This window comes from Adhaeribacter arboris (assembly GCF_003023845.1).
GTDB lineage: Bacteria > Bacteroidota > Bacteroidia > Cytophagales > Hymenobacteraceae > Adhaeribacter > Adhaeribacter arboris.
Map to the genome: position 1 here is coordinate 3,922,916 of NZ_PYFT01000001.1, position 25,724 is coordinate 3,948,639.

Annotated in this window: 13 protein-coding genes and 1 CRISPR repeat array; of the genes, 6 read left to right on the forward strand and 7 right to left on the reverse strand. The window is 41.6% G+C overall.

Annotated features, from left to right (window positions below):
* The first annotated feature begins 5 nt into the window (after positions 1–5).
* The 5 genes from cas3 (at position 6) to cas2 (ending at position 5,685) form a co-directional block, all read left to right on the forward strand.
* Positions 6–2,834 carry a CRISPR-associated helicase Cas3' gene (gene cas3 / locus AHMF7605_RS16215; RefSeq protein WP_106931080.1) on the forward strand — a complete coding sequence of 943 codons (2,829 nt, stop codon included), beginning with the start codon at positions 6–8 and terminating at the stop codon, positions 2,832–2,834.
* A gap of 224 nt (positions 2,835–3,058) precedes the next feature.
* Positions 3,059–3,664, forward strand: coding sequence for a hypothetical protein (locus AHMF7605_RS16225; RefSeq protein ID WP_106931084.1), 606 nt, complete (start codon positions 3,059–3,061; stop codon positions 3,662–3,664).
* Between the two features lie 8 nt (positions 3,665–3,672).
* Positions 3,673–4,176, forward strand: a complete 504-nt coding sequence (gene cas4 / locus AHMF7605_RS16230; RefSeq protein ID WP_106931086.1) for a CRISPR-associated protein Cas4 — start codon at positions 3,673–3,675, stop codon at positions 4,174–4,176.
* Positions 4,177–4,238: 62 nt separating this feature from the next.
* Complete coding sequence (cas1b, locus tag AHMF7605_RS16235) at positions 4,239–5,246, forward strand: type I-B CRISPR-associated endonuclease Cas1b (RefSeq protein WP_106931088.1); 1,008 nt, start codon at positions 4,239–4,241, stop codon at positions 5,244–5,246.
* A gap of 175 nt (positions 5,247–5,421) precedes the next feature.
* The gene (gene cas2 / locus AHMF7605_RS16240) at positions 5,422–5,685 is read left to right on the forward strand and encodes a CRISPR-associated endonuclease Cas2 (protein WP_106931090.1); all 264 of its coding nucleotides are present in this window, start codon (positions 5,422–5,424) and stop codon (positions 5,683–5,685) included.
* A gap of 216 nt (positions 5,686–5,901) precedes the next feature.
* Positions 5,902–7,577: a CRISPR direct-repeat array (repeat unit 30 nt; unit sequence CTTTTAATCGCACTATGATAGAATTGAAAT).
* Between the two features lie 70 nt (positions 7,578–7,647).
* Here cas2 and AHMF7605_RS16245 read toward each other — a convergent pair.
* The 3 genes from AHMF7605_RS16245 to AHMF7605_RS16255 all read right to left on the reverse strand — a co-directional run bounded on the left by AHMF7605_RS16245 (position 7,648) and on the right by AHMF7605_RS16255 (position 13,496).
* A complete protein-coding gene (locus tag AHMF7605_RS16245; protein WP_106931093.1) occupies positions 7,648–8,997 on the reverse strand; it encodes a vanadium-dependent haloperoxidase in 1,350 nt (449 codons plus the stop codon).
* A gap of 85 nt (positions 8,998–9,082) precedes the next feature.
* Positions 9,083–10,249, reverse strand: coding sequence for a Gfo/Idh/MocA family protein (locus AHMF7605_RS16250; RefSeq protein WP_106931096.1), 1,167 nt, complete (start codon positions 10,247–10,249; stop codon positions 9,083–9,085).
* 373 nt (positions 10,250–10,622) lie between these two features.
* A complete protein-coding gene (locus AHMF7605_RS16255) occupies positions 10,623–13,496 on the reverse strand; it encodes an InlB B-repeat-containing protein (RefSeq protein ID WP_106931098.1) in 2,874 nt (957 codons plus the stop codon).
* An 875-nt stretch (positions 13,497–14,371) separates the two neighbouring features.
* On the opposite strand from AHMF7605_RS16255, the gene AHMF7605_RS16265 reads away from it, so the two are divergent.
* A complete protein-coding gene (locus AHMF7605_RS16265) occupies positions 14,372–14,653 on the forward strand; it encodes a hypothetical protein (protein ID WP_106931102.1) in 282 nt (93 codons plus the stop codon).
* Positions 14,654–14,940: 287 nt separating this feature from the next.
* On the opposite strand, the gene AHMF7605_RS16270 is transcribed toward AHMF7605_RS16265, so the two are convergent.
* The 4 genes from AHMF7605_RS16270 to AHMF7605_RS16285 all read right to left on the reverse strand — a co-directional run bounded on the left by AHMF7605_RS16270 (position 14,941) and on the right by AHMF7605_RS16285 (position 25,722).
* A complete protein-coding gene (locus AHMF7605_RS16270; protein ID WP_106931104.1) occupies positions 14,941–16,536 on the reverse strand; it encodes an FG-GAP repeat domain-containing protein in 1,596 nt (531 codons plus the stop codon).
* A 9-nt stretch (positions 16,537–16,545) separates the two neighbouring features.
* Positions 16,546–20,094, reverse strand: coding sequence for a VCBS repeat-containing protein (locus tag AHMF7605_RS16275; RefSeq protein WP_106931106.1), 3,549 nt, complete (start codon positions 20,092–20,094; stop codon positions 16,546–16,548).
* A gap of 135 nt (positions 20,095–20,229) precedes the next feature.
* Positions 20,230–21,981, reverse strand: a complete 1,752-nt coding sequence (locus AHMF7605_RS16280; protein ID WP_106931108.1) for a RagB/SusD family nutrient uptake outer membrane protein — start codon at positions 21,979–21,981, stop codon at positions 20,230–20,232.
* 42 nt (positions 21,982–22,023) lie between these two features.
* The gene (locus tag AHMF7605_RS16285; protein ID WP_106931110.1) at positions 22,024–25,722 is read right to left on the reverse strand and encodes a SusC/RagA family TonB-linked outer membrane protein; all 3,699 of its coding nucleotides are present in this window, start codon (positions 25,720–25,722) and stop codon (positions 22,024–22,026) included.
* Positions 25,723–25,724 lie beyond the last annotated feature (2 nt).

The following is a 25,724-nucleotide window of genomic DNA, read 5'->3' on the forward strand; positions in this document are numbered from 1 at the left end:
TTATAATGAAAAGTTTCCGAGAGATAGCCACTGCTATTTCGCCGCTATCCCAGGTTTTAGATAAAGCGCCTTATTATTATGCGCACTTACCAAAACAAGATGAAAACCGGGCCCCGGAGACCTTAGAACAGCATCTGCAATGTGTATTGCACTATTTTCTAGAATTATGCGAACAGCACCAGTTAGATGAAGTAGTTAATAATCTGATTCATGATTTGATTCCGGTGCATCTTATTCAAAGCGCCGAAGTTGAAAATTACCTCAAAACTGTTTTTCTGGATGTTATCTGGTTTCATGATTTTGGCAAAGTCAATCATTTTTTCCAACAAGAAAAAATGAAGAACTCCTATCCTAACTTCCTGAAAGTAAAGCACACACTAGGTTCTGACCATGCCCGAATTGGTGCTTACTTGTTTTTAATGTATCATTTCAAACAATCGAGCCGGTTTGAGTTAGAAGTAACTAATTTCCTGGACGCTTTTCTAATAGCAAGCTCTTACAGCATTATTAAACATCATGCTGCCACGTTAAGTAACTTGCCCGATTATGACTTTTTTTCTTCTAAACATAAAGTTCTCTCGCAATATCTTATCCTTCTTGATTGGCAAATTACAGCAGATGACTTAGCCTGTTTTCATAATTTGTTAAGCGTGGATAAGCAGGACGTTTTTATGAGATATTATAATGAGACTGCTAATCAGACTGCATCATCGTTTCCGTTATTTGCTTTATTAAAATTGAATTTCTCGTTGCTTACGGCTGCCGATTACTACGCAACGGCGCATTATATGAATGATTGGCAACAGCCTTTTAATGGCTTTGGCATAGTAAAGCAAGAACTCCGGGAACGTATTATTTATAATGCCGGCACATTACAGCCATACAACCAAAACACTTACCGCCGTTTAGAGGAGCTACTGCAAAAAGATGAGCAAACTTTGATTGAACCCACTCCGAATAACCTGAACGAACTCCGGGCCAAAATGGCTGCCGAAGTAATTACTACTATCCGGAGCCAAGCGCAGAATAACCTGTTTTATTTAGAAGCGCCTACGGGGGGCGGTAAAACGAACATGTCTATGCTGGCAGTAGCGGAACTGCTGAAAGCTAACCCAACGTTAAACAAAATATTTTATGTTTTCCCGTTTACTACGCTTATTACCCAAACGTACACAGCCATTGCCGAAACATTGGGTTTGCAGCCCGACGAATTAACTCAATTACATAGCAAAGCCGGCTGGCAAACTAAAAACACCGCCGAAGATGCTGATGCCGAATACGGGAAAGACAGGAAAAACTTCATCGATAATCTGTTTGTCAATTACCCAATTACCTTACTATCGCACGTACTCTTTTTTGATGTTATCAAAACCAATAAAAAAGAACGCAACTATTTGTTGCACCGGCTGGCTAATGCTGTTGTAGTAATTGACGAATTGCAATCGTATAATCCGGAGCATTGGGATAAATTAGCTTATTTTACTCAGCAGTATGCCCACGCTTTTAATATAAAGTTTATTTTAATGTCCGCTACGTTGCCCAAATTAGGCGACTTGCAATCTGTGATACCTCAAAAGATAACGTTTACTCCATTGGTGCAAGATGCCATTCCACGTTTCTTCAAAAACCCCAACTTCGGCAAGCGGGTAAGTTTTAATTTTGATTTGCTGGAAAACCCCGATTTTAAAACGCCGGAACTTAAAGACAAAGATGGCAGGGAGGCTTATTTAAATTGTTTGTATACTTTCTTAATTGAAAAAACAAAAGAAAGGAAAGCCGCATTTACAGACTATCCCGTGCGTACCGTTATTGAGTTTATTTTTAAGAAAACCGCTTCAGAATTTTATAAAATTGCTTCTCAAGAGTTAGGCAAACAGTATGAACATATTCTGGTGCTTTCGGGCACTATCCTGGAGCCTCGCCGCAAGCAAATTATCAACTTCTTAAAAAGTAAAAACACAGAAAGTGTTCTTTTAATTACAACTCAAGTAGTTGAAGCCGGCGTAGATATTGATATGGATTTAGGCTTTAAAGATACCTCGCTATTAGACAGTGAAGAACAGTTAGCCGGGCGCATTAACCGCAACGTCACCAAAGAAGATTGCCAGCTTTTTCTGTTTAATCTCGACGATGCTAAAGTGATTTACGGGAAAGACAAACGTTATCAACAGCAAAAACAGGAAAGTTTCCAGCCACATTTCAAACGCATCTTAGCCGATAAGGCATTTGACGAACTATATAAAAAAGTATACGCCATTATAGATAAAAACAATAGCCAGGAATACATAAAAAATTTTAGAGATTATAAAAGCTATTTGCAGCAACTAAACTTTCCCGAAGCTGATAAAAAATTTAGATTAATCGAAGAAGACAGCATCTCTGTGTTCGTACCAATACCAGTACCGATAGCAGTAGCAGGAAAGGAGCTGGAAAAACCAGATAAAATATTTACTAATGATGAGCTCAATTTTTTAAAAAGTAAAGATATACTTCCGAAAAAGCATTTATTCGGAGAAGAGTATTTAGATTCTATTGATGGTGTTGAAGTTTTTCAGCTTTATCGTGATTTGATAAATGAGCGCAAACCCAAAAGCAAAGAGCGGGATTTTATTACCGAAAAGCTAATGGGAAAACGCATGCAAGGCATTATGTCGAAGTATATTTTTTCTATGCTAAATTATAGCAAAGATTATAAAGATTTACAAACTTATGGTTTGCGGAACAAAGACAAAGACGGAAATGAGTACGGCTACTTTTATTTGGAGAACACAGATGTCTATGACTACTTAAGTGGCATAAAAGATGAGGTTGTGATAAATTCTAATTTTATTTAATTAGCCACTGCCAAACCCGGTAGGTTTTAAAAACCTACCGGGTTTTAAGCGTATTACCCATCCAGTTGCTTTCGAATGGATAATAAATGCATCTAAATTGTTCTAAAGTAGTATTGAAATCACCTTGCATATAAGTTTTTGCAATCAACGGGAGCAAAGCCACTGCCAAACCCGGTAGGTCTTGAAAACCTACCGGGTTTACTTCGAACCAAAGCATTAAACTAATGGCGAACAAGCGCATTCCATTTGAGCCGGATAAAATGTACCACGTGTACAACCAGGGGAACGGGGGCGAATCTATCTTTAGGAGTGACGAAAATTATTATTATTTTCTAAAAAAATACGCGCAGTACATTTACCCAATAGCCGAAACGTTTGCTTACTGTCTGATGCCAAATCATTTTCACCTGCTTATCCGAATCAGATCGGCAGAAGAACTTTTGAAGCTGGTTAAAAACCCGGTGGGTTTTGAAAACCTACCGGGTTTTATTTCCCGCCAATTTAGCCACTTTTTTAATGCGTATGCGAAAGCTTTTAACGCGCAGTACCATCGAAAAGGCAGCTTATTCCGGGGCGATGTAAACCGAAAATTAGTTTCTCAGGAAAGTTATTATACCAAGTTAATTGCCTATATTCATCTTAACCCGGTACGGCATGGTTTCGTGGAACAACCCGCGGACTGGTCACATACTTCTTACCATAGTTTTTTGGTCTCCAAACCAACTTTACTCCAACGGCAAGAGGTTCTGGATTGGTTTGGCGGCCAGGAGGTTTACTTAAGCTTTCATCAAAAACCACCGGATAGTAGTATCGCTCATTTAAACCTATAACTCATTCAATGCCTATTACTGCTACCCACGTAAACTTGTACCACGTTTGCCATCGGGAACTCTGGTTGCACGCCAATGAAGTAAGGATGGAACATACTTCTGACACGGTAAGCGAGGGCAAACTCATCCACGAAACCGCTTATCCGCAACGGGCCGAACGTTACCGCGAAATAGTGCTGGACGGTGTAAAAATTGATTTTTACGATCCTAAGGCCAAAGTAGTACATGAGATTAAAAAGTCGAATAAGGCCGAAGCCGCGCACTTGGCTCAAATAAAGTATTATCTCTACATTCTGGAGCAAAATGGGATAGAAGGAGCTACCGGTATCCTGGAATATCCCACGCTCCGAATAACTGAAACGGTAACGCTTACTCCCACCGACCGCTCCGAAATGGTAAAATGGTTAACTAATATAACCGTTATCTTAAATTCGCTGACTTGTCCCCCGCTTTTGCACGCGCCTATCTGCAAACGCTGCAGTTATTATGATTTTTGTTATGTAGGAGAATAATGAAAGAAACGTACGAAATCCGGTAAGTTTTAAAAACCTACCGGGTTTAATTAACCTCACTTATGAAGAAAAGCTACTACTTGTTTAATCCCGTCCGCCTGAGCCGCAAAGATAATACTTTGCAATTTACCCCCTTCGACGAACAAGGCAACGAGGCAGGCCCTTGCCGGTACATTCCCGTCGAAACGGTGTCGGATTTATACGTATTTGGCAGCTTGGATGCGAATAGCGCCTTGTATAACTTTTTAGGAAAACACGGCATTTCGGCGCATTTTTTTGATTATTACGAGCATTATACCGGCTCTTTCTTTGCCAAAGAATATTTACTGGCCGGCAAAATGCAGGTGGCCCAAACCCGGCATTATACCCTCCGGAACAAGCGCGTAGCATTAGCCCAAAAGTTTATAGAAGGCGCCGCTTTTAATATTTTAAAAAACCTGCGTTACTACCATAACCGCGAGAAAGATCTGGCCGCCAGCATCAGCCAAATCGAAAAATACGCCACCCAAATTTCAGCTACTACCGAAGTTCCCGAGCTCATGGGCCTGGAAGGAAATATCCGGCAAACGTATTACGCGGCCTTTGATACGATTGTGGCTGGCTTTACGATGGAAAACCGCAGCAAACGCCCGCCGAAAAACGAGTTAAACGTGCTGATTTCGTTCGGCAACATGATGTGCTACGCCGCTTGTCTGGATATGATTTACCACACGCAGCTAAATCCTACGATTAGTTTTTTGCACGAACCGGGTACCCGGCGCTTCTCGCTGGCCTTGGATTTAGCCGAAATTTTTAAACCTATCTTGGTTGACCGGACTATTTTCCGGGTGCTGAACAAGCGGGAAGTGCAGCCGTCGGATTTTGCCACCGACTTGAACGGTTGCGTTCTAAAAGAAAGCGGCAAGAAAACCTTCGTAAAAGCTTTTGAAGAACGCCTAAAAGAAACGGTAAAACACCGCACCTTAAACAAATCGGTGAGCTACAAACACTTAATTAAATTAGAGTGCTATAAACTCAGCAAACACGTAATGGGCATAGAAGAGTACAAACCTTTTAAAATCTGGTGGTAATTTGTAAATGCGGGAAGGAGTGCGTTTTTGCATGAGCGAAGGAGTAAATATTAGTAAAAAGATGAAACAGGAAACAGATGAAAGAAGAAAAAGAAAGAATTTTGTATTCAAAAATAGCCACCTATTTGTGCTGCTTCCAACAAATTCACTCATGCAAAAACGCACGCATTAAAAAATGTACGTAATATTGGTGTACGATATAGGGGAAATGCGGGTAGCTCGCATGCTCAAACTTTGCCGCAAGTACCTGAACTGGATTCAGAATTCGGTATTTGAAGGCGAAATTACCGAAGTAAAACTGAAGGAGTTCATGGGCAAAGCTCATACCATTATGGACCTGGATAACGACAGTATTATTTTGTTTAAAAGCCGGGAGCAACGTTGGCTCGATAAGCAGATTATTGGGGTAGAACGCGGCCCAGTTACTAACTTCTTATGACAAGCTGGGTCGTCGATCGGTTAATTGCTGGGCGTATAGCTTAACTTTTTTAACTGCTAAAAGTTAATTTTTTGCTTTCTGATTGATAGAAAGGAGGTTGTCGAAGGGCCGGCTAAATCTTATTACTCCTCATCGACGACTTTTAGCTTGTTTTTACCGTAGTATTTTCTTTGAATTTATTATCTATAGGCCGTTTCTGCTATTCATTCAGAACGGCTTTTAATCGCACTATGATAGAATTGAAATTTATTTTGGTGGTTTATTGTGTCTTTCACTCGCCGACTTTTAATCGCACTATGATAGAATTGAAATTTTACGATCCGGGTCTTTTTGCCTATCCCCAGGAACTTTTAATCGCACTATGATAGAATTGAAATAATATGAGGGAAATAACAATTAGAGCTTTAGCGATTCTTTTAATCGCACTATGATAGAATTGAAATACGTGGAAAACATGCTTTACCCAAAGCCTTCGCAGCTTTTAATCGCACTATGATAGAATTGAAATCAAGCTTTTTCTATTTCTTGTTCCGTGGCATCATCCTTTTAATCGCACTATGATAGAATTGAAATTACATGTGCAAATCTCCTTGCAGCATAAAGGCTTTTCTTTTAATCGCACTATGATAGAATTGAAATTTTTCAAAGTGGCTATTATCCGTACTTAGTAATAAAACTTTTAATCGCACTATGATAGAATTGAAATAAAAGTCCATTGATGGAACCGCCAGCCGATACAGCTCTTTTAATCGCACTATGATAGAATTGAAATATATGGTTACCCGAAGGTAGATAATTGAAATCTACAGCTTTTAATCGCACTATGATAGAATTGAAATATATTCTTAATAAATCTATTGTTCAGTCCCGCATACTTTTAATCGCACTATGATAGAATTGAAATGGAAATACTTGCTATTATGGCTAACTATCCGGAAGCTTTTAATCGCACTATGATAGAATTGAAATGGAAATACTTGCTATTATGGCTAACTATCCGGAAGCTTTTAATCGCACTATGATAGAATTGAAATTTGTTAAAGGAACAAACATACTTTGACTACTTACTACTTTTAATCGCACTATGATAGAATTGAAATAGCACTTATTAGACCACGACACTAGTAAAGCCATTGCTTTTAATCGCACTATGATAGAATTGAAATTATCCATGCGGCCGTGCTTTTCAACCTTAGGCTTCTCTTTTAATCGCACTATGATAGAATTGAAATTGTACTACGGGGGGCAATTGAAGGTACTTTTTCTTACTTTTAATCGCACTATGATAGAATTGAAATAGTTTGGTTACCGCTCTTTATCCTTCCACGAACAGAAGCTTTTAATCGCACTATGATAGAATTGAAATTTAAATAACTTTACGCGGCCTGCCCCAGGCTTTTTTCTTTTAATCGCACTATGATAGAATTGAAATATTACCCGGAGCGCGGCCATTTCTATTACCCGGTCCTTTTAATCGCACTATGATAGAATTGAAATTTCGAGTAAAAGCCTTCTATTTTGCGGGTTAGGCTACTTTTAATCGCACTATGATAGAATTGAAATAAACATAACCGGTAGAATGCCTAGCGGCTAGTTCTTCTTTTAATCGCACTATGATAGAATTGAAATATAAATAAAAGGTATTGATTTTTGGTGCTCATTGGCTTTTAATCGCACTATGATAGAATTGAAATGCCCTTGAATGTGGCCTCCAGCTTGCAGAATATTACCTTTTAATCGCACTATGATAGAATTGAAATAACACATTAAGTAATCGAATAGTTTTTGCATCGGAACTTTTAATCGCACTATGATAGAATTGAAATTCTTCCCATACAATCCGGATTTCGTAGTCCTCTACACTTTTAATCGCACTATGATAGAATGGAAGGATTAAAAGGGAAGGCATCACTTTTAACCAAGGTATTAATTAAAGGGATGCCTTTCATTTAACCAGACCAATTATAATTTAACTAATTGGCCGTTTTTACGGGTTTTTAATTTGTGGTAAACTAGGTTGCCTACTTCTTTGCCTTCTTCTGCGCCCAGCTCGTTTGCCGGCCGGAAGTGAATACCGCCGTACATCCGGCTCATGCCAGCTTCCTTAGAGGCGGCGTAGAAAGAGGTAAACTTCCGGATGGGTAAGCCAATTGCCAATTGGGTAGAATCGGTGAAAGCAAAATGATCGCCGAATAAGTTGGTAAGAGCCGTAGCCGCTGCCGCCGAAATAACACTGTGCCCGCTCGGAAATTCGGGAAAAGGCGGGGTTTGCAACAGCGGGTCCCATTCCGGGTCAATGTACTTTTCGATGTACGTTTCGGGGCGAATATGAACGTATTTAAATTTGGCATCCCAGCAGCTAATAAATCCGTCGGCCAGGGAAGCAGTTACCAACACAAAAGCTTCGGCCTGTTCCATTGGGTTTAATTTTTTAGCTTTACACACATTAGAAGTAATGGTTATCCAATGCCCGCCGGGAGTTAATTTTTGTTTAAAATAAGTAATATGGCCTTTGGTGTAAGAAACGTTGGGGTTATCGTCCCAGAATTTGGCAATTAATTGCTTTTCTGGGTCCGAGTTTTCTCCCAGCCTATAAATTTCTTTGGCTTCTTTATAAAACTTAGAGCCCGGTAAAGTATCAAAGGGAGTCGGCTTTTGTGGCTTGCATTGTGCCGCCGAATCCATTACGAAAGGCCGGATAGTGTTCCAGTGCGGTTCTACGGCCGGCATGTAATCGGGAGGCGTGGGCTGCCATTCGTCTAGTTTCTGCGATAACATGTGCCGCTGCATCGCTCTCGACTCCAGATAATTATCTTTCATGGCCCAGGCAATAATGTGCTCGCCCACTTTTTTCCCGTACGCCAATGAGTTTTCCAGCACCTCGGGTTTAATGCCAATTTTTTTAATTCTTTCCAGATAATCCGTCTCGAACTTCTCGGTATTAGCGGGCACTAACGTTAATTTTTTCATTACCGTGGCAAACGCTTCGGCACTGGCCACCGGGAAATAATATTCTTTCCCCTTCTCGGGGGCAGGTACGTTTTCCAATCCGTTTAGCTGGCCACTCAACGATTGACAGGCCGGGTAACCCGGAACTAATGCCTCGTAAGCGGCAATGTTGGTATACGCATAAATCCGGCTGGCTACGGGTGGGGTAAAAATATCCGTAATAATAATATGGCTCAAATTTTTGTTCCAATCCGCTAATTGAAACCGGGTAAATTCATCGAGGCCGGCGGGGTTGGGTTTTGGTTGGCAGGCGCTAAAACCAACCAGAACAAGGGAGAAAAAAATACGGGTAAATCGTTTCATTGTAAACACATCGAATGATAAATTTACACAAAAATCCGGAAATAAATCAAGTAAAATACCGCTTCAATATTAAAAAAGATATATTTTACAATTTAATTGGTTGTGCTTGTTGCTGGGCTTTTAAGGCTAATTCTGTTGCTAACAAACAATGTTCCTGAAGCATAGCGGTTTCGGTGCGGTTTAAAACATCGTTCACTAATTGTTCTCCGTAAGGTAAAGGTACCTGGCTGCACTCTATGTAACGGGTTTCTTTCTGGTCCGTCAGGAAAAGATGGTTTCCTCCTTCCCGGCCGGCTATATCAATATTTTTCCGGATTTCGATAAAACCCTCGGTTCCTAAAATAGTTAGCCGTCCGTCACCCCAGGTTTTAAGACCATCCGGGGTAAACCAATCTACCCGGATGTAACCCGTACCGCCATTACCCCGCAACATTACATCGCCAAAATCTTCAAATTTGGGGTACTGCGGATGATTAACATTGCCTACCTGCGCGGCAACGATGTCGGCTGTAGTAGAACCCGTAAAGAAAAGATACTGGTCAAATTGATGCGAGCCAATATCACAAATAATGCCTCCGAAACGGTTACGATCGAAAAACCAATCCGGACGGGTTTGGGGAGTCATGCGGTGTGGCCCCAGGCCAATAGTTTGAATAACTTTACCAATGGCTCCGGCTTTTACTAATTCGCCCGCCTTTACGGTGGCCCGGTTTTCTAAGCGTTCGCTGTACATAATAGAATAAATCCGACGCGTTTCCTTTTGTACCCGTCTTACCTCAGCCAATTGAGTCAAGGTAGTAACACCCGGTTTATCCACCATAAAATCTTTACCGTGCTGCATTACCCGGATGCCCAAAGGTGCCCGCTCGTCCGGAATAGAAGCGCTCACTACCAGTTGAATGGAACGGTCTTCCAGAATTTCTTTTTCGCTGCGGGCGAGTTTTACCTGCGGATATTTTTTCTGAAAAGCGGCGGCTAAATCCGGCTCTTTCGCGAAGAAAGCGATTAGTTGCCCCCCGCCCCGTATTACGGCCTCCACCTGCGAATTTATGTGCCCGTGATTTAGTCCAATAACCGCGAATTTTATTCTGGGAACTGCCCAGGTTTTAGAATTTGCCTTAACTGACTTGCTAACGAATTGTTCGGAAGCGAGCACGATATTAGCCGGGAAAGTTGCCCATCCGGCAATACCGGCAGCTCCGGTAACAGTATCTTTTAAAAACTTGCGACGGTTAACCTGTAGTTTTTTCATAATTTATTTTCTTTATATCGTAGCTCAACTTACTATATAAAAACCAGGGAGTAACTCTAATTTTTCAGTTGCAGCCCCAAACTTTATAGCTTTCATTCTCAAGTAGGAGTATAAATCCAAGCCGCACCTAACGCGGCAATTAATCTTACATCCGTAAGATTTCCCTCATCAGAATTATTATCCAATTTAAATTTAAGTTTTTTATCTAATATTTTAATGTAACAGTCTCCATGCTCAGGAAAAAGTGAATAAAATAAAAACCTTTAGAAAATTTTCTAAAGGTTTTCCCTGTTAAATTGAATCTATCAAATTCTTGTAATTCCTACAAGGTATAAATTCTTAATTACTCGTTTACTCTTGATTTAAGACAGACTCATTTCCGCATAATTTTTACTACTCCATTTACTTTATTACTTTTTAAATGCAGATAATACAACCCTGCTGCCTTCATCTGCCGCGAAAAATCAAATGCTACAACCGAGGTTGGTTGCGTTAGAGAAAGTTCTCCGGTTGTTAATTTAGCTCCGGTTGCCGACACTAAGGTATACATTAATGGCCCTTCTATTCTATCGGTTAACTTTACTTGCAGGCGACCAAAGGGCGAAGGAGAAGGATAGGCTATTAAGTGTTTGGGAACATCCATTTGTTCGGCAGCAGCAACCACGGTCCTGCTACCAACCGCTCCAGCCTTATTTACTACACTAAATGAAATAGTAAGAGAGGCACCCGCCGTACCACCACCATTGCTTGAAGAATATGGCGTTGCTTTTAACGTATAACTACCAACTGCTGGGGTCCAGTTATTATAGTTACTGTTGTTATCGCCAAATAAAGCATAAGGCGCTTGCGTTTCGGTGGAAGTTTTGGTTTGTTTCCCGGTTAACGCAAATTTTACACTGCCTACAGTAGCCGGAGTGGTGTTAGCCCGGATATTTAAATTTTTGACCGAAGCAATATTTATTACTTCGCCGGGTGCCATCGTTCGGATAGGCTGATCGGTACTCGCATTAATTAAAGTAAAGCTTGTCACTTGTTGCTGCCCACTCGTATTCGTAAAGGTAGCCGTGATGCTCTTATTACTAGTCATGCTTACCGTTATTGGATTTGCCGTGCCACTAGCCGCTCCGCTCCAGCTGCTAAATTTATACCCGGAAGCCGGCGAAGCCGTTAAAGTTACATTGGTACCACTGGCATAACTAGTTTGGTTAGGATTTTTTGTAACCATACCGCTCCCTACTATTGCAACGGAAAGGCTGTACTGCCCTGGAGTCGATTGATTTACTACGCTAAAACTTATGCTTAGCGGAGTACCGGCAGTTCCTCCTCCGCTGGAAGCCGAATAGGGCGTTGCGGTTAAATTATAATTTCCTACGGCCGGTACCCAAGCACTATAATTGCCATTACTCTCGCCGAACAAGGCATAAGGAGCGGTGTTTTCGGTTTGAGTTTTAGTTTGCTGGCCGCTTATCGCTAGTTTAACACTACCAACAGTGGCCGGATCTGTATTGGCCCGGATATTTAAATTTGTGGTTGTTAAAGCAGCTAAATTAATAGTTTCTCCGGGCACTATGTCTCTGATAGGCTGATCGGTATTCGCATTAATCAAAGTAAAACTTACTACTTTTTGCGTTGGATTGGAACCTGGATAGTAGCCCTGGGCAACCAGCGCATTAATAAAACGATTTACGTTACCGTTCATTAGCCCATCTACCCGGTTTATTTCGGGTATCCAATGGGTATCACGGGTACGTGTCACTCCATCTTCCAGAGCATCGCCCCATCTGGCTGATTCTCCGATAATAGCCGTGTTAATGTAATTATTGATGGTGGCCCAACGAGCCCGCGAATTAGCATCGGTAAGCGGACCATTATTGAAGCAATTTTTATTTACCCGATCAACAAATACCTTCATAAATTCACTGCTTTTACGAGCCGAATGCCAGATGCTAGCAATGGTAGAGGAACCAGTAGTATTATTTTGGAATTGCGGATGCACCCAAGCTCCCTGATTTGAACCAAAGGTATTATCCCAGGACCACTCATTGTCCCAGGCAAAGTACATAAATGGTTGGGCGGGATTGTTGCGGTTACCCCCATGGAAATTATTATTCGGCCAGTCGGTCATACCCGTCATCCAGGTTACGATCAGGTAATCGCAAAATTTTTCTACATCCAGGTATTCTTTTAATTGCGCGTAATTAGCCGCATTACTCATATCCTGGTTAATTAAAGTAGTAGTTAAGTAATTAAACCGGGTAGGATCGCCGTGCCGGATACCATCGTGGTCTAAAGCCATCCAATCTTCAAACACACCTCCAAAATAATTAGACAACATGCCTGCATCTGAGCGCTCTACCGGGTTATAAAGTCCCCAATACAATCCGTTTACGTACAAATGCACAAAATTACCTCTTCCGCCTACTCCCGACACAGCAAGTTGGGAGGCGCGATACCATTCATCGCGGGTGTAGCAGGTACGGTCTTGATTGAAGGAGCGGGCCCAGGAACGGTTATTGCCGGCCCTAAGTACAATTTTGGTACTTTTAAAAGTATTTACCGCGTTTGCCCCATTTAATGGCGCTTTTTTAAAGATATTAGAAGTAATCTCTGACTTAATATTTAATTTTAAGGAGCGTTTTAAGCGGTTATGACTATGTGACTCCAAACCAGTATTAAACTGCTCTTTTGTGTTATCCGGATAAAAAATTTCCACCGAAGCCTGGAAAGTTTTATCTCCTTCGTATAAAGTCCAGAACTCATCTTTATCTAAAACCAGCGACATAGTTGGAATAGACTTCATGCCCTGTTTAATAATACCGCTGTAAGCGGAGTTGTTTACTACGTTCGGGTCCATTTCGTAGTCATGCGTCGCCATATCGGTACCCGAATTAATGGCATAATCGTGGTTTGGCCAACCATCAATGGTTGCTGGCTGGTGCAGTACGTCGTTTAAAAAAATGTACGAATGGGTAACCACCGGAGTAACTGTTTCGCCGCTATACCCAATGGCCCGAATAACACTAGTAGTAGTTACAGGAATAGCTCCGGAATAAATAGTACCAGTAGCAGTAGTTGGGACTGTACCATTAGTAGTATACCGGATAGTGGCCTCCCCTAAATTAGTACTAATAGTAAGCTGAAACGGACTATCATAAAATCCGCGTTCAGTTGAAAAAGTTAGACTTTGGCTTATGGCCAACAGGGGCAAAGCCAGAAAAAAGAATAGAATGGGTAAATTCTTTTTCATGAGTGCAAGAATATTTATTGTGGAATAGATATTTCATTCTCATTCGTATTTTTCTTTTCACAAAGGCTGTTTCCGTTTAATCAATTTTCTGATTAAACTTCTAAATACAACCCAGAACGTAGCTTAAACAGTCTTAACTTTAATATTATGAATAACAATAGGAGAGCTTAAGGCTGTCTTTACACAATCAAACGGCAGGGGATGACGGGGAAATTTGCGAATCAACAATACAGCCGGGGAGATCGGAGCATTTTGTCAAAAAGGCAAGATTAATTCAGTAGAAATGCGGCAATACAGGAGTAATCAATGCTTTATCGCGCCAACTGTTCTTGACTTTATTCAACGATAGAGTTCGAGAATTTTTTCACTAAAAACGCTCTTGATTGCAACTAAAGAACTTACTTTATTGCAATAAAGGTGGAAGGCTATTAACTAAAATGAGGTGAATTTGTAAGCTAGAAAATTGATTATTCCGAACTGTAAAGAAAGGCTTAAAATATAAAAATATCTTAATTAAAGCAAATAATTACCAAGTAATATTTATAAGTTCTGTTCTTAAACTAAACCTCATTGCTCACACAAACAGTAATGCAAAACAGAACTTACAAAGTATTGTATAAGTCACTTAAAGCTCCTATTTCAAGCTTAGGTAAAGTATATTTTTGGACTGTACTGGACTATACTACACCTATTATTTTATTTCAATTCTTAGTTCTACAACTTGCCTGCAAATTCCCTTTTGCAAATAATAAAGTATTCGGCACGTTTGGCTTTGTTTTTGTAAAACTATTACCAGAGCAAATAAACTGCTTTGTTATAGAAGAAGAAGCGATTGCTACTCAAACATGCATAATTAAATTTAAGATCTCGTGGGCATGATACAATATATAATTTTTAACCAGAAAGAAGAAGTGGAAGCTTTCGGTAAAACAGTAGATACCGAGCTTGGCTTTCCGAAGGTAGTAGCTTTTACCGAAACTGGTCAAGTAAACCCAACCGCCAATTTAAAAACGTACGCTACTTTCGCTACTCCCATAAAAAAGTACAACGCTGAAAAGTATGCTTACCCTATTACAGAAAATATCGTTCACCTGGTACCATCCCAGAAAGAAATGAAATTTGATCTGGAAAATTGGTACTGCGATGCTATTATTTAGTTATAGTATTATTGGCTGATAAGGTAAACATCAGCTTCTTTTAACAACTGCTCTGAGTTTGTTCTTAAAACAATAAATGCCCGGTAAATCTTAATTTACTGGGCATTTATTGTTTTAAACAGAGTAGTCCGTTCCACTTTCTTTTAATAAATCCAGAGCTCTTACTGTGCGTTAATTGAACATTAAAAAGATGAGATTGATACCGCTTGAATTAAACCGTTTTTTACTCTAATTTTTTCCGAACCAATTCAATCTAAACAAATCCTAAACTGGAATGACCGCTTATTCTACTGCAAATTATTTATCCTACGATTTTTTAAAACTAACACGCTCGGGCTGTTTTTAATCCATTGTTCCTGCAACGGTGTTGGAACGGGGGTTGTAGCAAAAATAAAAGAACCCAGCATTATATCGTCGTCCCCGTCCTGGTCCACGTCGCCGGCATCCAGAGTTAACCAACGACCGGTTTTAGCCTCCGGTAAAGTTTTACTGGTAAAGGTGTTATTTCCTCTGTTTTCGTAATACACAAACCCTGCGGTAGGTTGCCGGTCAAAATCGGCGAAGTAAGAAATTGCGGCAATATCTAAATCACCATCCTGGTCAAAGTCGCGGGTTCTCGTTTGGGATGCTCCGGGCAGCGGCAAAAAAGTAGCTTCCCGAAACTCATTCTGCTTATTATTTACATATAACCGGATTCCGTGATACGGTTTCAACAGAAACGAATAATCACCGTTATCCCCGTTAGAAATTAAAATATCCGGAGCTCCGTCTTTGTTAAAATCAACTAATTCAAAATAGCTGGCGCCATAAACCGGGGGCAATTGCAGTACTTTTTCTTCTTTAAAATGACCCTCGCCCTGGTTATAAAACACAAAAATGCTTTCGGTAGCCTGGGCAAACAAAGCTACTATATCCGGACGGTCATCGAGGTTCATGTCCTGAATAACTACTTGCCGGCTACCGGGCAATTTTTTCAGAATATGCTCCTGGTACGTTCCATCTGGTTTACCTTCCAACCAACTTAATTTGCCGAGCTGATTTCCGTACTCGCATATAATTAAGTCTTGGTGGCTATCTTGATTTAAATCCCCGGAAGTTAGCTTTACCGGGCGCTGCAAATCAGTTAATTGTGGCACCGGAGCGGCCGCTTTTGCAGCCGTAGTCAATTGCCAGGAATACAGCCGCCCATAAGCCGCATCGGATGGATTTAAAGTACCAATGGTTACTACTTGGTACTGTCCTTCTTTCCCTTTTACTACGGATACCGGTGGCGTATCGAACTGAATAGAATCGAAGGCTTGTAATTGCGCATTTACCCGGAATAATTTATTCCGCCGATCTCCAACGAGTAATTCTTTGGTAGTTGGCTCGTACTGCAGCAAGGAGGTGAGCGCATACCGGCCTTTATTTAAGGTTAACGGAATGGCTTTAAACGAATCTAATTTTTCTAACGACAGTAATGTAAGCTCGGGCAACTTTTCGGGGGCTTTGCTTTTGTAATAAGATAAAATTTTTATCCAATCTTTTTTAGCAATTAAAGCTTTATCCGGGTAAATATTAGCCTTTAATAAGGCCGTTATCTCCTGCGGATCCATCCGGGTGTACATAGCTAAATCGGCGCCAATACCTAAACGCCGTCCCATGGCCGGTAACACTCTATCTGCCCAAACTGCTTTCGGCAGAAGTGCTGGTTCCGGAAACTGATGACACGTTGAGCAATAAACATGCGCTAAGTTATTTCCATCGAGAGCAGTTGTTTCAGTAGAATCAGGTAAAACAGCTTGTAGATTCACTGGTTCTATCCCCACCTCGGTGGTATTTTTTTTAACGGAACAACTTAATACTACCCAAGCTCCGAAGCAACACAAAAAGATTAATCGCATTTCCAGATTTTAGAAGGTAAGTTTCCGGCTCCGGCCCGAAAAATCTTTCATTTCTATTGCCGCCATATCAGGCTGCCACCTTAACTTGCGGGCCGACTGCGATAAATAGGTATGTCCGTAATAAAACTCCACGCGTTGTTTTCTGCCATTCCGGTAGGTTATTTCCGCTACGGCATCCATTGGTTGCAGAGTAATAATTTTGCCGGTTGGCTTATTTGTAGTTTTAGTTACCTGCCATACTTTTAAACTATCCTGATTTTGCGTAACTAAAGTTAATTTTTCACCTTGCCCGGTATACAATTGCGCCATACCCTTGGCATCGCCGTTCACAAAAAAACCACTTTCCGAAACGGTCATTGGTTTAAATTTACCTTTTCCGTTGCCTTGCAGATAAAGTCCGATAAGCGCGTCGTAGTTGCCGGTAAATACTTCGGTGCTGTAATCGTTACCTACCAGCAATAAGTCTAGGTTACCATCCTGGTTTACATCTTCGGCCACCATGCCGTAAACCGGCGCAAACTGGGCAGCCTGCGGCAGTTCGGATATTTTAAACTTTCCCTGGCCTAAGTTCTCCAGATAGCTACTGGCAAAATGAGTGGCTTGCATGATCGTGGCTCCTTCCCGTTCCTGCGCCGGAATAATTTCGTCGATGGTAGCCATGGCGTATTTTCCGTAACGGGCAAAAATACTGCGGGTGCGAGGCATTTGGGCATTTAAGTCGTCGCGGGTATGCATCGGATAAGGCCGCATTTGCCCGTCTTCGGACTTTAAATAACAAGAAAGTACCGGGTCGATGCTGCCGTTTTTATCAAAATCTTTCGCAATAACCTGTAAAGGCTGATTGGGTCTTGCGCAATAATTGCTGTTTAAGCCTAAGTTACCGGCTACGTAATCCATATCGCCATCGTTATCGAAATCACCGGCAGTTAAGCTGTTCCACCAACCGGTCTGATTTTGCACGCCGCTTGTATTGGTTACATTTTGTAATTTTCCTTTCGTATTTTTCAGGAAAGTTACCGGCATCCACTCTCCCGCAATTACTAAATCTACCTGGCCATCGTTGTCAAAATCCGACCACAATGCATCGCTGATCATACCCAACTGAGTAAGGGCCGGACAAACCTGCGGGGTAGCATCGATAAAGCGTCCCCCTTCGTTGCGTAAGATATAACTAGGCGGCGCCAAAGGATATTTACCTGGTATTACTCTACCGCCCACAAACAAATCTAAATCGCCGTCGCGGTCAAAATCAGCGGCTTTTACGCAAGACTTGCTGGTGCGTAAAGCCGGCAAAGCCTCACTATCGAGGGTAAACTGGCCTTTGCCGTTATTTAGATAAAGCCGGTCTTGCAGCTTGGGGGAGTTTTCCGGAAATTCGTAGCTGCCGCTGGCTACGTACAAATCCAAATCCGAATCGTTATCTACATCTAAAAACAACATTCCCATATCTTCTTCCACCTTAGGCGTTGGATAGTTGGTGGTAGAAGCTTTAAATTTTCCCGTTGGTTGCTGCAAAAAGAAGGTGCCGTTCTTACCCGCGGAGCCCCCTACGTAAAAGTCGTCGAGGTTATCGCCGTTAATATCGCCTACGGCAAGGCCGGGGCCCGCTTGCGTGTATTTATGCGGTAAGGTTTTTTGAATATTAAAGTCTATTTTGTCGTCTTCCTGGTGCCGGTATTGAATGCCGTGCAGAGCGGCTGTTTCCTGAAAAATAAGAGAATTCGTCGGATTAATGATAGGCTCGTTAGCAGTCGGCCGAGCCTGGTTTTGTTTTAAGGTTAGTACCTGGTCGGTTTTAACGTTACGCAGCACTTGTACTTTTCCGTCTGGCCAGGTTACTTTTAAAGAATCAATGTGGGTAGCATTCCCCAAGCCAAAATGCGCTTTATTTTCCACGGATGACAAAAAGCCCCGGTAAACGGTGTTCTCGTAATATTGCTTTTTCCCTTGATTATAAAACAGGCTTACTTTGGCATCTACGCCTTGCCAATTAGGTTTTTCACCTTCAAATTTTAACCGGAGATAATGGCTCTTACCCGTGGATTTTTTAGCGGTATATAATTGATTTTGGTAAACAAAAGCGCTGTCGTTGATATTGTTCACCACTAAATCCAGATCACCGTCATTATCTAAATCGGCGTAGGCCGCTCCGTTAGAAAAAGAAGGGGTACCTAATCCCCAGTCTTTGGTTTTATCCGCGAAAGTTAAATTTCCGTTGTTTTGGTAGGCATAGTTCGGAATTTTTATCACCGGAATAGAATCGACAATGGCTTGTAAATTGGCTACCTGGCTCACCGGGCCACTCCGGTAAATAGCAAAATCGCGGTCGGTTACGTCTTTGGGAAATCCATTGGTAATGATAATATCCCGTAAACCATCGTTATCAAAATCAGCCAACAGGGGTGTCCAGCTCCAATCGGTTTGGTATACGCCGGATAATTGCCCAATCTCACTGAACGAAGGCGCTCCGTTTGGCCCGGGGCCGTTGTTTAATTGCAAGGTATTCCGGACGTACTGAAAATCGTAATTGTATTGCTTGTTATAGAAGTAAACCGCATAATTGTTGTCTTTCATTAACAACTTTTTACGCTTGTTATTCTCGGGCAGCATATCTACGGCTAAAATATCTACTAAGCCATCGTTGTTAATATCGGCTACGCTATTGCCCATAGCCGAAAAACTGGTATGCTTTATATATTCGTGCTTGCGGTTAGTAAAAGTACCGTTGTGGTTATTGATGTATAATACATCATCCGACAAGTAATCGTTGGTAACGTAAATATCCGGCCAGCCATCTAAATTTAGATCACTAATAGCTAAGCCTAGGCCATAACCTTCGTAAACAATACCGGCGGCTTGGGATACATTGGTAAACGTACCATTGCCATTGTTGCGATAAAGCCGGTCATTATTAGGCGAAGTGCCATCGTTTACTTTGGGACGATAAACCGTTGGAATACTGGCATTCTGCACATTCGTTAACACGTATAAGTCCAGGTCTCCGTCGCGGTCGTAATCGAAGAAGGCGGCGTTGGTGCTGTAGCCAGTATCGGCAATGCCGTATTGCGAAGCTAAATCTTTAAAAACCGGCTCTCCGTTCGCATTGTTGCCTTGATTCACAAACAACATATTCGCCCGGTCTCTCGGATTTTTTTTAATGGTAGCGCAAACGTATAAATCTAAACGGCCGTCCTGGTTAATATCCACCACGGCAATCCCCGACGACCATTTACCATTGCCGGTAACTCCTGCCGTTGCGGTTATATCTTTAAATTTAAAATTACCCTGGTTCAGGTATAGTTTATTCGGCACCATGTTACCGGTAAAGTACACATCGTCTAAGCCATCGCTGTTAAAATCCCCGATCGCCACTCCGCCGCCATTGTAAATGTATTCTTCGGTTAAAATATTAAGAGAATCGCTCTCAAAAATGCGGTTAGAGAAGGTAATGCCCGTGTCTTCGGGGGATAGTTGAGAAAATAAGGTCTCGGCCTTTTTTTGGCAACTACTGGCTGTTAAACAAAAAATAGCCAGTACCCATATTGATACTTTATTCATTTAAAAAAGGTAAGCGGATTTCATTAATAAGCGGCAGCCAGAAGCAGATTATCTGTTTTATAAGTTAACTAAGGTACAAAAATAAAGGCAAGATTATAAAATCTTGCCTTTATAATTCTAATTTAAAAGTAATACTTAGTAACCAGGATTTTGCTTCAGGTTAAAGGTTCCACTTGCCGTGCGGCTGGTTTGAATAACGTTTTGCGGCACTGGCTGGTACTCATCTTGCCCTTTGGTAAATTTAGCATTGACAAACTTAACAATGTAATTTTTCTCAAAGTTAACGTAAGCATTTAATACTACATCGGCAATTCCCCAACGCACTAAGTCAAACTTACGATGACCTTCCATACCTAATTCTAACTGACGTTCCTTCAAGATAGCAGCCAAAGCAGCTTCTTTGCTGGCAAATGTAGGGTAAAGACCTACTTTGTAATTAGCAGCTGGAGTTCCGTCCGGTTTTTTAACTACGCTGGCTGCACTACCTGCCCGTTCGCGTACAGCATTTACTAACGTTAAAGCGTTTGTTAAACTACCGGATTGTACTTCTGCTTCGGCGGCCATTAACATTAAATCAGAATAACGCATTAATGGGAAGCTCAATGCATTAGCAGGTTGCCCCCAATCTCCAGTACCAGCTGTACCAGCAGCTAACTCAGCCCGGGAATGCACGTTTTTCTTCGGACTATACGGCCCACCATTCGTTACATCCCTTACCCAATCCCGGCCAGGATGCGGCCCCCAATCTAGGTATTGGATACCCCTGCGGCCAACGGTATGATCTAAACGTGGATCTACAGTACCAGTATAAGGAGTAAATGCCTGAGCCGAAGTAAGCAGGCGATCATTAGTAATACCATTGTCGATTAAAGGATTAGCAATTGGTAAACCTTCTGCATCCGTAATAAACGAATTCACAAAAGCTTGAGATGGCTGGAAAAAACCGCAGCAGCCACCTGGCTTATCACCAGAACCATGCGGGAAGTTCAGGTTATTTTCGTAGTTCGCGTTAGCGTTGTTGGCAGCCCCGTCTTTATTTGTGTACTGAACAGCAAAAATTGTTTCGGTGCTGTTTTTAGTTGCAATCCGGAAATTATCGCCATAGTTTGCGTTCAAAGCATATTTTTGACCTTGTGCATTGGTACCATTTGCCATTACATCATTAAAAATGGTTAAAGCTTCTGGGTATTTGGCCTGAAACAACATTGCTTTGGCTAAAAACGCACCGGCTGCCCACTTGTTTGCTCTACCTTTTTGAGCCTGCTTTCCAGGTAAGTTATCATAGGCAAACTTAAGGTCAGCTTCAATTTGGGGCCAAATTTCTACCTGATTCGTAATAGCTTTGTAATCATCGTTTGATATGGCTGTTTCTGGAATCCATGGAAAGCCAGTCCCAAAAACTTTTCTACCTTCCATATGATAAAAACCTCTCAAAAAGCGAGCCTCGCCTTCGATTCGGGTTCTATCTGCTTCAGATATATCGGTAGCAGCAACAAGGGTTCGTAGCACCTGGTTAGCCATACCAATACCATCTACTACACCTAACCACTTATCGCTAGCTGGCTGAGCACTAGGCAACTGTAAGTAGAGTTCGGTATCGTTGATACTGTTAAAGTCAGATGGTTCCGTACCTTTATTTGCATCATCGGCGGCTACGCTTCCAACTACCCAGTTAGTAGAACCCGTTAATTGAGTTTCTGGTCGGCCATCTAAAGCAGCATAAGCGGCAATCAGCATACCTTCTGCCCCTTTTAAATTAGTCAAAGCTTCCTCTGAATACACGCCCGTAGGGTCTATTTCTAGAAACTCGTCTTTACATGCACCCAATAAACCGGATAGAAGTAAAGTAGTAAGAGATAATTTTATAAATAATCGATTCTTTTTCATGTTATAATAACATTTAAAATTTATTTTTTTATTAGCCAGAAATTAGAATCCTAAGTTTACTCCAATAATAAATTGTCGAGAGTTAGGATAATTTGCCTGGTCAACACCCATAAACTGGTCGTTAGTGGTTGAGTTATTATCACCCACAATACTTATATCTGGATCAGCACCTGTATATTTTGTAATGGTAAACAAGTTTTGACCTTGCAAATACACTCTAAAGTTATTTAAGTGCAGCTTATTAGCAGCAGCAGCCGGCAATTTATAACCAATTTGCAAGGTTCTCATTCTGAAATAAGATCCTTTTTCTATAAAATAATCAGTAGAAATAGAAGAAGAATAAGTATCTGTTGACTTGATAAGCGGCAACTTGGCTCCACGGTTTTCAGGAGTCCAAGAGTCTTCTAATACGCGGGTACTTACGCCACCCACAAAGCCTCTTAAATCAGTAAACCAGCGCGTAAAGTTAAACAAATCGTTACCATAATTCCAGAACAAGAAAGTAGAAATGTCAAAGTTTTTGTAAGCTAATGATAAATTACCGCCTAACTGAAACTTCGGAATTGGATTACCAATGTGTGTTCTGTCCGCATCATCAATTTTACCGTCTTGGTTAACGTCTTTTATTCTCCAGGAGCCCACAGCATTAGCAACGCTGGTAGCATCGTCTTTATTAATACGGTTATCAATCGGGCCACTTACTACTTCTTCTGGACTTTGATAAATACCATCTATCTTATAACCAAAGAAAGAAGACATTGGATGTCCTTCTTCAATAGCAATAACGTTTCCTAAACGGCTAGCACCTAAATAAATGATATCACCTTTTTCAGCCAGTTTAGTAATTTCGTTAGTATAGCGGGTAAAGTTCAGGCTGGCATCGTACCGGAAATCCCCGGCAAAGTTGCCCGTAGTACCTAGGTTAATGTCGAACCCGCGGTTACGCATGTTACCAATGTTAATTCTAGGTTGCTCAATTGCTGGTGATAAGTTGTTGCGTACTTGTTGCACCAACAAATCCCTAGTTTCGATGTTGTAACCTTCTAAGGTAACAGTGAAACGGCCATTTAATAAAGTTGCGTCGATACCAATGTTAGTGGTCTCAGTTGTTTCCCACTTACTGGTTAAATTCCCTAACCGCGACTGACGATATCCCACGGTAGAAGCGTTATTTTGGCCATCAACGGCATACCACGACTCTCTAGGACCAGAAGCGAAAGTAGAAAACTGGTTAGCTGCGTTTACGTTACGCTGGCTACCCATCTGCCCCCAACCACCGCGTATTTTCAACTCTGTGAAAACAGGCAGACCTTGCATAAAAGCTTCATCCGATACACGCCAAGCAGCACCAAAAGCTGGGAAAACAGCAACCCGAGCCAATGGGCCGAATTTAGACGACTCATCACGCCGAATAGTAGCATTAAATAAGTACTTGTCGCGGAAAGCATAATCTAACCTACCGAATAAAGAATAGAGAGATGAACGGTCGGTATTGTAGGTACTCGCCGATCTGATACCTGTTCCGGATTGGATGGTACGGAAATCTACAAGATTATCTAAGTCATAATTTTGGTTGGCACCAGTAACACCCCGACCTCCTGCTTTAATTGCCTCAATACCACCTAAAAGCTTTATAGAATGGTTTTCACCTAATTTCTGGTTATAAGTAAGGGTATTAGTCCAGGTCCAGGTATTTAAAAAACCAAAACTTTCCGTAAAGGCATTCTGGCTTACGTTTTCGGAACGCTCGTAGGTAATAGTATTGAACGAGTTAGTATACTCATTACTGTAATCAATCCCAAAAGAAGTCCGAGCAGTTAAATTTTTCAAAATATCTACTTCCCCGAAAACATTACCGAATATTTTATAACCATACCGCTTATTATTTCGATTACGAATTAAATTAGCTACCGGGCTACTACCATTTCCTGATTCGCCTACACCATTACCAGCAAAACCACCGTTAATGTCATAAACTGGTAAATAGGGTACCATCCGGTAAGCTTGCGCCCAGGCCCCACCTTCCCCAGCTTCCCCGCCGCCTAATCTGTCTTCGTAAGAAACTTGTAGATTTTCGCCTACTCTAATTCTTTTAACCGGGTTAAAGGTAGTATTTGCTCGAACGGTAATCCTATCGTAAGCCGTGTTAATAATGGTTCCTTCCTGGTTAAAGTAGTTTACTCCCAAAGCATACGTACCTTTTTCAGAACCTCCACTTGCTGAAATTTGGTGGCTTTGAATACGAGCTGGCTTAGTAATTTCTTTAAACCAATTGGTTCCCGGACTAGCTTGCAGAATTTGATAGAACGTATTTGGGTTACCAATGGATAGGTTATATTTGCTAGGATCTGCGCGCGGATCACCAACTGGTACACCACCTTTAAAGGTAGGACTGATAATTAAATAACCAGGTGCTACAGGAGATGTTCCATTACCAAAAATAACCGAACCTTTAATGTTTCCTTTATCGTCCGGAACTCCGTAGGGAACTCCTGCATTAGCCGCCGATCTAAATAAATATTGGCCGTATTGGTCCGTATTTAACATTTCCGGCATGGAACTTTCCGGAATTACTTGTACTCCGGCGTAAGAATCAACAGTAATGCTGGAAGTTCCTGCTTTACCCCGTTTGGTGGTAACAATAATTACCCCGTTCGCCGCCCGTGAACCGTAGATAGATGCCGAAGTGGCATCTTTTAACACCTGCAACGATTCAATATCCTGTGGATTTAAAGTTGCCGGGTTTTCGGTAGGTACACCGTCAATCACGTACAGAGGATCGTTATTACCAAAAGAGGCAAAACCCCGGATACGAACTTTGGCACCGGCACCTGGTTGACCGTTACCGCTAACGGTTACACCAGATGCACGGCCCTGTAACTGCGCTTGTAAGTTAGCGGCTGGTGTCTGCAACAACTCAGTTGGTTTAACCACGGATACAGAACCAATAATATCTCTTTTCTTTTCGGTAGTATAACCCGTTACCACAACTTCTTCTAAAGCGGTTGCATCTTCGGCTAAGGTTACGTTAACCGTACCTGGACCAGTAAAGGCTTTTTCCTGAGTAGTAAAGCCAATGAAAGAGAAAACCAGCGTACCCGGGGCTTCCGGTACCGATAAAGTGAAATTACCATCCGGCGAGGTAGTAGCACCCGTAGACGTTCCTTTTAACAGAACGGTAACTCCCGGCATGCCTTCTCCGGTATTAGAAACAACTTTACCGGTAATTTGCCATACCGGAGCAGTTTTAGCCCGGTAGTTAATTACGTCGGGGCGCTTATTTTTATTAAAATCAACGAACAGAATATTAAAGTAATTCTGTTTATTCGTTTCGCTTTTGGCAGCTAGTTTGTCGGTACTGGTTGTTTCTGAGCTAGCCTCGCTGCTTACAATGGCGTACGTTTTATTATTAATTTTTTCGTAGGTGAGCTCTGCCGCTGGCAGTAATTTACCTAGTGCTTTTTCAATTTTATCGGAGTAAGCTATCTGGGAAGTTTGAATATACTTTCCTTCCAGATTCTTTTTCTCATATAAAAAAGAAACATTGTACTCGGCTTGTAAATCTTGCAGCACTTCGGTTAGCGCGACTGTCTTTTTCAGTTCAGCCCGGCTAAGTTGCTGCCCGGAGGGTTGGTTGTTAGCCAGCACAATGGTTTGTGCCTGGGATTGCTCCTGCACAAAGGACATGGCGACGGCACAACACACGCTCCGGAAAATCAACTTTGTTCGTTTTGTAGTCATTT